Origin of the sequence: Shuttleworthella satelles DSM 14600, from assembly GCF_000160115.1 — a bacterium.
Classification (GTDB): Bacteria; Bacillota; Clostridia; order Lachnospirales; family Lachnospiraceae; genus Shuttleworthia; species Shuttleworthia satelles.
The window spans coordinates 665,542-676,438 of sequence record NZ_GG665867.1 but is presented as its reverse complement, the minus strand read 5'-3'; the positions used below and the strand labels follow the sequence as shown (position 1 = coordinate 676,438).

Annotated in this window: 15 protein-coding genes; all 15 read right to left on the bottom strand. The window is 53.7% G+C overall.

The window, feature by feature from the left end; genetic code table 11:
- A partial coding sequence (locus GCWU000342_RS11025) for a transposase (RefSeq protein ID WP_242650008.1) occupies positions 1 to 153 on the bottom strand: 153 nt, incomplete at its 3' end.
- A 108-nt stretch (positions 154 to 261) separates the two neighbouring features.
- Positions 262 to 654 carry a 30S ribosomal protein S9 gene (gene rpsI, locus GCWU000342_RS09785; protein WP_006907294.1) on the bottom strand — a complete coding sequence of 131 codons (393 nt, stop codon included), beginning with the start codon at positions 652 to 654 and terminating at the stop codon, positions 262 to 264.
- A gap of 20 nt (positions 655 to 674) precedes the next feature.
- The gene (gene rplM / locus GCWU000342_RS09780; RefSeq protein ID WP_006907293.1) at positions 675 to 1,103 is read right to left on the bottom strand and encodes a 50S ribosomal protein L13; all 429 of its coding nucleotides are present in this window, start codon (positions 1,101 to 1,103) and stop codon (positions 675 to 677) included.
- A 143-nt stretch (positions 1,104 to 1,246) separates the two neighbouring features.
- The gene (gene truA / locus GCWU000342_RS09775; protein ID WP_045001039.1) at positions 1,247 to 2,059 is read right to left on the bottom strand and encodes a tRNA pseudouridine(38-40) synthase TruA; all 813 of its coding nucleotides are present in this window, start codon (positions 2,057 to 2,059) and stop codon (positions 1,247 to 1,249) included.
- A gap of 247 nt (positions 2,060 to 2,306) precedes the next feature.
- Positions 2,307 to 3,119 carry an energy-coupling factor transporter transmembrane component T family protein gene (locus GCWU000342_RS09770; protein WP_044958337.1) on the bottom strand — a complete coding sequence of 271 codons (813 nt, stop codon included), beginning with the start codon at positions 3,117 to 3,119 and terminating at the stop codon, positions 2,307 to 2,309.
- Positions 3,104 to 3,982 carry an energy-coupling factor transporter ATPase gene (locus tag GCWU000342_RS09765; protein ID WP_006907290.1) on the bottom strand — a complete coding sequence of 293 codons (879 nt, stop codon included), beginning with the start codon at positions 3,980 to 3,982 and terminating at the stop codon, positions 3,104 to 3,106. Before GCWU000342_RS09765 ends, GCWU000342_RS09770 begins: the two co-directional genes overlap by 16 nt.
- 17 nt (positions 3,983 to 3,999) lie before the next feature.
- Complete coding sequence (locus GCWU000342_RS09760) at positions 4,000 to 4,953, bottom strand: energy-coupling factor transporter ATPase (RefSeq protein ID WP_006907289.1); 954 nt, start codon at positions 4,951 to 4,953, stop codon at positions 4,000 to 4,002.
- Positions 4,954 to 5,463 (bottom strand): tRNA (cytidine(34)-2'-O)-methyltransferase, encoded by a 510-nt coding sequence (locus GCWU000342_RS09755; protein WP_006907288.1) that lies wholly within the window; start codon positions 5,461 to 5,463, stop codon positions 4,954 to 4,956. It abuts the gene before it with no gap.
- A complete protein-coding gene (locus GCWU000342_RS09750) occupies positions 5,464 to 6,633 on the bottom strand; it encodes a pyridoxal phosphate-dependent aminotransferase (protein WP_006907287.1) in 1,170 nt (389 codons plus the stop codon). It abuts the gene before it with no gap.
- Positions 6,630 to 7,112, bottom strand: a complete 483-nt coding sequence (locus tag GCWU000342_RS09745) for an Lrp/AsnC ligand binding domain-containing protein (protein WP_044958396.1) — start codon at positions 7,110 to 7,112, stop codon at positions 6,630 to 6,632. The genes GCWU000342_RS09750 and GCWU000342_RS09745 overlap by 4 nt, the downstream gene beginning before the upstream one ends.
- 1 nt (position 7,113) lies before the next feature.
- A complete protein-coding gene (locus GCWU000342_RS09740) occupies positions 7,114 to 8,121 on the bottom strand; it encodes an AIR synthase family protein (RefSeq protein ID WP_006907285.1) in 1,008 nt (335 codons plus the stop codon).
- Positions 8,122 to 8,371: 250 nt separating this feature from the next.
- Complete coding sequence (locus GCWU000342_RS09735; protein ID WP_006907284.1) at positions 8,372 to 8,962, bottom strand: manganese efflux pump; 591 nt, start codon at positions 8,960 to 8,962, stop codon at positions 8,372 to 8,374.
- A 548-nt stretch (positions 8,963 to 9,510) separates the two neighbouring features.
- Positions 9,511 to 10,083: a TetR/AcrR family transcriptional regulator C-terminal domain-containing protein gene (locus GCWU000342_RS09730; protein WP_006907283.1), complete on the bottom strand. Its 573-nt coding sequence runs from the start codon at positions 10,081 to 10,083 to the stop codon at positions 9,511 to 9,513.
- A 1-nt stretch (position 10,084) separates the two neighbouring features.
- A complete protein-coding gene (locus GCWU000342_RS09725; protein WP_006907282.1) occupies positions 10,085 to 10,324 on the bottom strand; it encodes a hypothetical protein in 240 nt (79 codons plus the stop codon).
- A complete protein-coding gene (locus tag GCWU000342_RS09720; RefSeq protein WP_006907281.1) occupies positions 10,321 to 10,890 on the bottom strand; it encodes an HdeD family acid-resistance protein in 570 nt (189 codons plus the stop codon). Before GCWU000342_RS09720 ends, GCWU000342_RS09725 begins: the two co-directional genes overlap by 4 nt.
- Between the last annotated feature and the right edge of the window lie 7 nt (positions 10,891 to 10,897).

Below are 10,897 nucleotides of genomic sequence, written 5' to 3'. Positions count from 1 at the left end.
CTCGCCCCATGCATCAAAGACATGCCACCAGCGTCTAATGATACTTGCCTCTATGCCATAGGTCTTTCCTAATCTCCAAAAAGATACTCCCTGCTCCTCATGTTCTTTCAATACCTTAAGCTTGAATTCTTTCGTGTACTTCCTTCTCGACATGACAATGCTCCTCATATGGTGGATTTTGGATATTTCCAATGTCTACCATATGGGGAGCATATCATTTCCCGGGGCTTTCGAATTTTTCGATTATAAAATCGTAACTGATTATCTCTTTGAGAACTGGGGCGCGCGGCGTGCGGACTTGAGACCGTACTTCTTACGCTCTTTCATGCGGGGATCTCTGGTCAGATAGCCTGCTGCCTTGAGCACAGGTCTGTACTCGGCATCAGCCTCAAGCAGGGCACGGGCGATGCCGTGACGGATGGCTCCGGCCTGGCCGGTGTAACCGCCGCCCTTGACATTAACCTGAACGTCGAACTTATCCAGAGTCTCGGTTGCACTGAGGGGCTGGCGAACGACAACCTTAAGGGTCTCAAGACCGAAGTACTCGTCGATATCTGTCTTGTTGATGGTGATCTTGCCGGTGCCGGGAGTCAGGTAAACTCTCGCTACAGATGACTTCCTTCTGCCGGTTCCATAATACTTTGTATTAGCCAATGTCTTATCCTCCCTATCGATTAAAATGCGAGCGTCTCAGGCTTCTGAGCTGCATGCTTGTGGTCGGGGCCTGCGTATACGAAAAGCTTCTTGTACATCTCAGAACCAAGCGGTCCCTTGGGGAGCATACCCTTGACAGCGTGTTCAATCACTCTCTCGGGATGCTTCTCGAGCATCTCGCGGAGACTGATCTCCTTGAATCCGCCAACATACTCGGAATGTCTGTAATAGATCTTCTGATCCAGCTTATGACCGGTAACCTTGACCTTCTCGGCATTAACGACGATCACATAGTCCCCGCAGTCTGCATGGGGGGTATAGATGGCCTTGTTCTTGCCTCTTAATACTCTTGCAATCTCAGAAGTCAGACGGCCAAGGGTCTGTCCCTCTGCGTCAACTACATACCACTTTCTCTCGATCTGGGTCGGGTTCGGCATATACGTCTTCATCCGGATAATCCTCCTAAATAATGTCCTGGCGCATGTCACCGGGTAAATGTCCGAAAAACCGATAACACGCTGTTTATAGTCAAAACGCAACTTCGGGGCTGTTGAAATCACGTTTCTACACTACGTCAGCGCGTACCATCATACTATAGTGGCCTCTCACTGTCAATGAGAAAAGGCCATTTGCCCCCTGCCTTACGGCAGGCAATCTCCTCCGGTGTCAGATAGTGCAGACCGACCTGCGTCAGGCCATGCGCCGGAGCCGTCGGCCCTGCCAGCTCCCGGTTCATCCCATCGAGAATCTGCTGAAATGCCCTGGGACTGGTTATCCCGGCCCCCACCTCAATCAGGGTTCCCGCAATAATGCGCACCATATTGTAGAGAAAGCCGTCGCCGCAGAGACGAATGGTGATGAGATCGTCGGCATTTCTGCTGACAAGGGCCTGATAAATGGTCCGAACCCGGGTCTTGGACTGAGTGTGAATGGAAGCGAAAGAACTGAAATCATGCTCCCCCAGCAGACAGTCGGCGGCTTCCTGCATCCGCTTCTCATCTAGATCATAGTGATAGAAGAGGCTGTCCCTGCGCATGGTCGGCATGGGAAAACGCCGGTTTAGGATCCGATACTCATAGGTCTTATAGGACTCCGAGAAGCGGGGATGAAAATCATCCGCCGCCAGAGAAGAGCCCTGGCAGACGATATCCTCCGGCAGGTACTGATTGAGAGCGTAGGCAATCTTATCCGCCGGAATCCGAGTCTTCGTCTCAAAGAGAATCTCATTGCCCATCGAGTGAACTCCAGCGTCCGTCCGGCTGGCTCCGACACAGGTAATCTCCTCACCCAGCAGTTTCGAGAGCCCGGCATTCACTACTTCCTGCACAGAAATGCCGTTGGGCTGAACCTGCCAGCCGCAGTATTCTGTCCCATCGTAGGCTATGGTCGCTCTCACCCGCACAATTGTCTCCTCTCACAGTCCACACTGTAATCTATCCAAAAAGAAGTCTTCTATCCCACAGAGATTCCTCCATATCTGCGTCTCCCTGAAATGAAGCCAGCTTTGCTGGCTTCATTTCTCCGGCGATTCAGTCCTGTCTGCGCCCCATCCTCCCGGATCAAAGACATCCGCGCTTGCTTCATCCCTCCGGCGATTCGGCCATGTCCCCTCCTCCCGGTATCACTCTTTTCTCCTTACCGCTTCCGCTGTTTTAGAAAGTGATCCCAGGCATAAAATGTACCGCAATCAGGACTGCCAGAAAGAGACAGATGACGACATAGGAGATATAGTCTCTTCTGTCATATACCAGAGGCTTCATCTTGGTTCTGCCCTCTCCCCCGTTATAACAGCGGGCCTCCATAGCCAGGGCCAGATCATTGGCCCTGCGAAAGGCGGAGACAAAAAGGGGAACCAGAAGAGGGATCATGTTTTTTGCCCTGCGGATGATATTTCCCTGTTCAAAATCAGCGCCGCGGGCCATCTGCGCCTTCATGATCTTATCTGTCTCCTCAATCAGGATGGGAATGAAGCGCAGGGCGATCGACATCATCATCGCGATCTCATGAACCGGTACCTTCAATTTGCTCAGAGGGTGGAGGGCGCTCTCCAGGCCGTCCGTCAGCTGATTGGGCGTCGTTGTCAAAGTCATGACAGAAGAACCCACAATCAGAAAGATCATGCGGACTGTCATGAGAATGGCATTTTGCAGACCGGCGTCGGAAATCACAAGGGGACCCAGAGTCAGAAGGGCATTGCCGGGGGTCAGAAAGAGATTAAAGAGACCGGCGATGACCAGAAGCACCACAATTCCCCGCAGCCCCCGTAACATGAAGGAAACCGGCACTTTGGAGAGGGCAATGATAAAGATAGTCCATGCCGTCACGAGGATATAGCCAATCGGATGATTGACCAGAAAAAGGACAATGATAAAAACCAGGGTCTCAAAGAGCTTTACCCGGGGATCCAGTTTGTGAATGAAGGAATCGGCCGGATAGTACTGACCCAGGGTCATTTGTCTGAACATGACGCCTCCTGATCTTTCCCTGCAAAGTTTTTAAGGATTTCTGCCCTGGCCTCTTCCACTGTCGTCGCGTCTGTCGCCAGATCAAAGCCTGCCTCCGCCAGGTCATGAACCAGATAAGTTACCTGCGGTGCTGCCAGTCCCATAGCCTCCAGCTCCCTGTAGTGAGCGAAAACCTCCTTGGGACTTCCGTCAAACCTGGCCCTGCCCTCATCCATGACAATGATCCGGTCTACATAGTTGGCCACGTCTTCCATAGAGTGGGAGACCAGAATGACCGTGATCTTCGACTGCTCATGCAGCTCCCTGACCAGGTCGAGGATCTCATCCCGCCCCCTGGGATCCAGACCGGCTGTGGGCTCATCCAGGATCAGAATCCTGGGCCTCATGGCCAGAACCCCGGCAATAGCAGCCCGGCGCTTCTGCCCCCCGGACAGATCAAAGGGGGAGTTTTCATAGAGGCGCTTGGGAAAATGCACCAGCTCCAGGGCCTCTTCTGCCGCTTTTTTCGCGTCTTCCAAGGACAGGCCCTGGTTCTTGGGCCCGAAGCAGATATCCTCAAAGACCGTCGTCTCAAAGAGCTGATGCTCCGGATACTGAAAGACCATGCCGATCTCCAGACGCAGTTTGCGAAGCTGATAATCCGGGGCATAAATATCCTGGTCTCCCCAGTAAATCTTCCCCTCTGTTGCCCTTAAAAGTCCATTGAGATGCTGTACCAGCGTTGATTTCCCCGATCCCGTGTGCCCGATGATCCCCACGAAGCTATCGTCATCAATGGTCAGACTCACATCGTCTAAGGCCTTGATCTCATAGGCGGTCCCGGGACTATATGAATATGTCACATGCTCTAAGCGTAAAGGCATTCTATGCTCCTATCTGATCACAGGGTGCCGCTCCGACCCTGTCCGCCCGGATCACCATCTTCTGGGATTGACTCCACAACATCGCTAATGGCATGGCCCTGACCGCTCAGGTCACAGCTCTTTAGCTGCAGAAGGGCAGAGACCAGCTCCTGTCTGGTCAGAATCCCTTCCGGGATTGCCAGACCGGCCTCTCTTAACTCATGGGCCAGCAGCGTAATCTGGGGCACGGTCAGCCGATAGGTCTGCAGTCGCCTGACATGAGAGAAAACTTCTCTGGGCGTCCCCTGCAGAACAATCTTACCCTGATCCATGGCGAACACATAATCTGAGTCCACCACCTCTTCCATATAGTGGGTAATCAGAATGATTGTGACCCTCTTCTTACGGTTGAGCTCATGGACCGCCCGCAGGACTTCCTCCCGCCCCTTGGGATCGAGCATGGCCGTCGGCTCATCTAAGATGATACACCTGGGTTCCATGGCCATAACCCCGGCGATCGCAACCCTCTGCTTCTGTCCTCCCGACAGGCGGTTGGGAGAGTGACTGTGATACTTCCACATGCCGACCGAGCGGAGGGCATTTTCCACCCGCTGCCAGATCTCTTCCGTGGGAACTCCGATGTTCTCCGGGCCGAAACCCACATCCTCCTCCACGACAGAGGCGATAATCTGATTGTCCGGGTTCTGAAAGACCATCCCGGCCGTCTGGCGCACGTCATAGGTGTTCCTGGGATCGGAGGTATCATAACCGCCCACATAAAGCGTCCCCCCGCTTGGAAGCAAAAGGGCGTTGAGATGCTTGGCCAGAGTCGACTTGCCCGATCCATTGTGACCTAAGATAGAGATAAATGCTCCCTCTTCGACCGTCAGATCTACCCCGTCCAAAGCCATGAAGGAAGAGACCTTCTCTCCCTCCTCATTGTGGCGTACATATTCATGTTGCAGGGCATTTGCCTCAATTATTTCAGGCATTTACATATCCTCCGGGGCCCAGTGCAGGCGGTGCAGCTGCCCCTTGGTAGTCATCTTGTCAAAGTGGTTCTGGCGCAGAGCCTCATAAGCCACAATGGCGACGGAATTAGACAGGTTCAGAGATCGGATCTCCCCCTGCATGGGAATACGGATACAGCGCTCCGGCTGTCTGATGAGAATCTCTTCCGGAATTCCCGCCGACTCCTTTCCAAACATAATGTAGTCATCCGGGCCATAGGAGACATCTGAGTAGACATGACGGCCCTTGGTCGTGGCCATCCAGATCCTGGCATCCGGATTCTTTGCGCAGAAATCCTCCCAGTCTAGATAGGTTCTCACATCCAACTGCTTCCAGTAATCCATGCCGGCGCGGGCCAGATTCTTGTCATTGATAACAAAGCCCAGGGGCTCGATCAGATGCAGGGTCGCTCCAATGGCGACGCAGGTACGGCCGATATTCCCGGTATTGGCCGGAATCTCCGGCTCGTGCAGGATAATGTTCAAGGACATTTACCTGTCCTCCCGCAGCTGTTTGACAAAGGCCTCCAGGCGGCCCAGAGCCTCCCTTAGGTCATCGATGGAGTAGGCGTAGGAAATTCGGATAAATCCTTCCCCAGAGGCCCCAAAGGCGGATCCGGGAACCACGGCCACCTTCTTCTCATTCAAAAAGCGAGTGGCGAAATCCTCAGAAGTCATCCCGAACTCCGATATATTGGGGAAGGTGTAGAAGGCCCCCTCAGGTGTAAAGCATTTTAAACCCATCTCCTCAAACCTGGTCAGGACATACTTGCGGCGGGCATCATACTGCTCCCGCATGCCGGCAACCTCCTCGTCGCAGTTGTTAATGGCCTGGACGGCGGCATACTGAGAGGTCGTGGGGGCGCACATAATAGCGAACTGATGAATCTTTAACATCTGGGACAGGATATGCTCCGGCGCGCAGGCGTATCCCAGCCTCCAGCCGGTCATAGCAAAAGCCTTGGAAAAGCCGTTGATTAAAATACAGCGCTCTTTCATGCCCGGAAGGGAAGCAATGGAGACGTGATCCAGACCATAGGTCAATTCCGAGTAGATCTCATCGCTCAGGACGAAGAGGTCATGTTCGATGACTACCTTGCAGACTGCCTCCAGATCCTCTCTCTCCATAATGCCCCCGGTCGGGTTGTTGGGAAAAGGCATAATCAGGACCTTGGTCTTATCCGTAATCGCGTCCTCCAACTCCCGCGCTGTCAGACGAAAGCGATTTTTCTCCTTGAGGGGGATCTCAACAGGTCTGCCATTTGCCAGAATGGTACAGGGGCTGTAGGAGACATAGCTGGGGGTCGGAATCAGAACCTCATCGCCGGGATCCAGCATGGCGCGCAGAGCCAGATCAATGGCCTCAGATCCTCCGACCGTCACCATGATCTCACTTCTGGCGTCATAATCCATACCATAGCGGCGCTTCAGATAGCCGCAGATTCCCTCTCTCAGTTCCAGGAGACCGGAATTTGAAGTATAGAAGGTACGCCCCTGTTCCAGAGAGTAGATTGCCTCATCCCGAATCCTCCAGGGCGTATCAAAATCCGGTTCGCCCACGCCCAGCGAGATGGCATCCCGCATTTCGGAGACGATGTCGAAGAACTTGCGAATGCCGGATGGCTGAATCGTCGTAATGGTTCTGGAAAGAGCTTCTCTCATAGGGACACCTTCATTCTGCTGTCATGGGACTCCTCGGACAGAATGGCCCCGTGGTCCTTATACTTCTTCAGGATAAAATTCGTCTTGGTCGAGAGCACCGAATCCAGGGTGGACAGCTTATCAGAGACAAAGGAAGAGACCTCCCGCAGGGTCTTTCCCTCAATCGTGACCATCAGATCAAAACCGCCGGACATAAGATAGACGGAGTTCACCTCGGGATAGCGGTAGATGCGCTCTGCCACAGAATCAAATCCCATGCCCCGCTGGGGAGTCACGGAGACCTCGATCATGGCTGAGACCGTCTCATTTCCCGCTCTCTCCCAATCGATCAAAGTCAGATAGCCCGCGATGACGTGATCCTCCTGCAATTGCTCGATGGCATTTCTGACACTGGTCTCATCCGCGCCGATCATAGCCGCCAGATCATGGATGCTGATCCTCGCATTGTGCTCCATATAGCTTAAGATCTTCTCTTCCAGCTTACCCATCTGACACCTCCTGTTTCCTGTCCAGCCGATAGAGCTCATCGGTCTGCGGCATCTCTAAAAAACGTTCTTCCTCTCCATGGAACAGAATCCTGTCATTGGAATCTGTTGCCTTGCCGATAACGCAAGCCTCTATCCCGGCCCTGGCCAGAGCCATGACCAGCCCGTTGCCGTCCGCCGCCGCCATAAGCATACAGCCCGAGGAGATCAATTTGTATGGATTGAGTCCCAGGTATTCACAGATCTCTACACTCTCCTGCCGAATGGCAATCTTCTTGAGATCGATCCGACAGCCGACGCCGGAAGCCTGACACATTTCCCAGATCGCCCCATAGATCCCCCCCTCGGTGACATCGTGCATGGCCGCCACTCCAAATGCTACCGCGACGCGCGATTCCGGGAGTACAGACAGTTCCTGATCGAAGGCTGCGGCCCTCTCAACCAGACAGTCCGGGAAATGCCCCTTTAAGTCCTCCTCCAGGTCCTTGGCCAGAATGGACGTTCCCTCCAGGGCAATTGCCTTGGTCATCACAAAATCCATGCCAGGCTCTGCCCCTCCGGTGCTGACCAGATGTCCCTTTTTAACCTTGCCAAGACCGGTCACAGAGACAATCGGCTGCTTCACCTGTGCGGTCACCTCCGTATGGCCTCCCACAATCTGTATGCCATCCTCCCGGCAGGCGGACTCCGCCTGGAGAATGATCTCTTTCAGTTCAGGCTCTGTCGTGTGCTCAGGCAGTAGAATGGTCAGAAGAACCCCAACGGGTTCCGCCCCGGCGGATGCCAGGTCATTGTTCGTGACGCGGATGGCCAGGTGACCGATATCCCTGGCCGTCCCCGTAATGGGATCTGTGGAGAGGACAAAGACCTCATCTGCTGCCAGCTGTATCGCCGCGCAGTCCTCTCCCACACCGCTTCCCATGAGGACCTCCGGTCTCTTATTGTGAATCTGTCTGATGACCGAGCGCTCTAAGATGCTCTCTGGTATTTTCCCGACTTTCATGGCAATTGCTTTCCTTTGCGACTCTTTTCGCAGATCAAGAACCTGCTATCCGCTTGATTCTAGCAGTTCGGCGGATCGCAGTCCATAGACAGCCTGTCGACTCGACAAAAAGCTGTCCTGCGAAAGTTGTCGTCAGCTCAAAAGAAAGGGAACGACCAGGGTGACAACCATTGTGACGATCAAAAGCAGGATGATCACTCCGGAGATGATTCTCTGTTTCCTGGAACGATGATTCATGACAAGTCCTCCTTTAAAAATGAATCAGATGTAAAATACTTCTGAGCAGGATTTCCAGCCCGGCGATCCAAAGAAGGATTCCTCCCGCTGCGTAGACCAGGGTCTTCCCCTCGTAGCCGAAGCGATAGCCGACGAAGATTCCCAGAACCGCCGCCAAAACAGACGAGATTAGAATTACAACGAATACAGTGAGTGTATGTATCCCTAGAAATCCGCAGGCGAGACCTGCCAGTATTGTATAAATACTCGCCACCGCGATAATCTTGGCATACTGCTGGACCCGAATTTCCCTCCGGGACTCATGCACCAGTTCCCTTCGCACCGCTTTGATCAGGAGACGCAATCCCAAAAAGGCAAAGATAATGACCGCCGTCCAGGCTCCCCACCGGTCCGACTTCAGATGCCAGGTCTGCGTATGCACAATGGTGTTGCTGACCAGGTAACCGAAGAAGAAAAAGATCTGCTGCATCAGAACTACCAGGCCGGTGACATAGAATAAGGTTTTGCGGTTGATCTTGGCCAGCATGGCGCCCTCTATCTCCAGGGCGGCAAAGATGTCCAGACTGATGCCGGCCACAATCAGTACAATTTCCAGTAAACTCATGATCTGCTTTCCTCTATTTCATAACAGCGATGTTTTATTTGCACGCCTTCGATGTTTCGCTTGTACGCTCCGAATCCGCACCTCGGGAACTTCGTTCCCTCGGTCGGTTTGCTCCGCAAACCTCTCAGTCCTCACGAAACATCTCTCACGCGTGCAAGCACGCCTTCGATGTTTCGCTTGTACGCTCCGAATCCGCACCTCGGGAACTTCGTTCCCTCGGTCGGTTTGCTCCGCAAACCTCTCAGTCCTCACGAAACATCTCTCACGCGTGCAAGCACGCCTTCGATGCCCCGCTTGTACGCTCCGAATCCGCACCTCGGGAACTTCGTTCCCTCGGTCGGTTTGCTCCGCAAACCTTTCAGTCCTCACGAAACATCTCCCACGCGTGCAAGCACGCCTTCGATGTTTCGCTTGTACGCTCCGAATCCGCACCTCGGGAACTTCGTTCCCTCGGTCGGTTTGCTCCGCAAACCTCTCAGTCCTCACGAAACATCTCTCACGCGTGCAAGCACGCCTTCGATGTTTCGCTCGTCCCGGCGGATTCTCCGCTATGTTCGCATGTCTCGGAAGACGTCTACAGCGGAGTGTTCCCAGATGTGAAGGACTGCCGCAGCGAACTCCTCCGTTGGCAGGCGCATGCCGTTTTTGATCCAGCGCAGGACCAGATAGGTCATCGACTGACTGTAATAGTCCGCGATCAGCTCCGGCGTCAGCCAGTCATATGCCAGATGAGCATGAATATTTTCCACCTTGGCTCCTGCCAGGATGCGCTCCGCGATACAGGAGCTCAAAATCTCCCCAAAGGAATTCTGTCCCTCCAGCCGCGAGGCATTCAAATAGAATTCTCTCTCCTCCTGTATCTTGCCAAGAACCCGAATCACCGCTTCCTTGATCTGTCCGCCTTCCAGCATTTCCGTGACCGGATCCATCAGGTCTCTGCGGACAATCCATTCCAGCAATTCATATTTATCCTGAAAGTGATTGTAGAAGGTGGGGCGAATCACCCCCGCCTTCTCTGTGATCTCGCGAATCGTGATCTTCTCAATCGGGCGGCGGGCCGCCAGTGCTTTCAGGCTCTCCGCCAGAAGCAGATCAATTGCGTTGCTGCTCTCGACGCTCATATTACTCCTCGAATTCCATTGTGACGAAGTAGCCTTTGGCCGTCTCCTTAACGTCCCTGACCACTCCCTCTGTCGATTTCAGCCGCTCCAGAACACCATAGTTCGCTGACATGCCATAGGCATGCTCTAAGGTATAGTAATAGGAGTTGGGCAGGGCGCTCTCCTTGACCGAGAGCCGCTCTCCCTCCTTGACCGTATCCAGGAGTTCTGCCCGTTCCATCTTGAACTCCATCTGTCTCATTCCCCGATATCCTCCTCGGAAACGACCTCTCCATCCACAATATCCCTGGATGCCTGATTGGTACGCCTCACCAGAATCATATCACCGATGGCATCGGCAATGATCATAATTCCAATGACCCTGGTCACCAGCTTCAGGACTCCGAAAGCGCCGAAGATACAGACCAGACCCAAAATCACGGAAATGATTCCGATCACAATCATCCCTCCCCAGGAAGAAGCCCGGTAGCCCTTGGACTCCAGCGCGAGACCAATATCCTGCACACCGTGATAGAGCATGACGACCCCGAAGATCGCGGGCAGGAAGGCCGCAACCGTGTTCGGTCTGGAAAAGGCCCAGAGCCCGATCATGGCCAAAAGTCCCCCCGACAGGCTGCTGAAAGCCGATCCGGTTGTAAGTCCTCCCAGCAGAACGAAGGCCCCCATCAGAAGAATCACGACCGCGACAAGCCGGACTAAAAAGGCGGTCACGCTGTCGGGGGAGAAGACCATAACCAGACCCAAAATCAAAAAGAGCAAGGCCTGAGCGGTCACATGAAAGTGCAGTTTTTTCAGTGTGTCAATCATCTTTTTC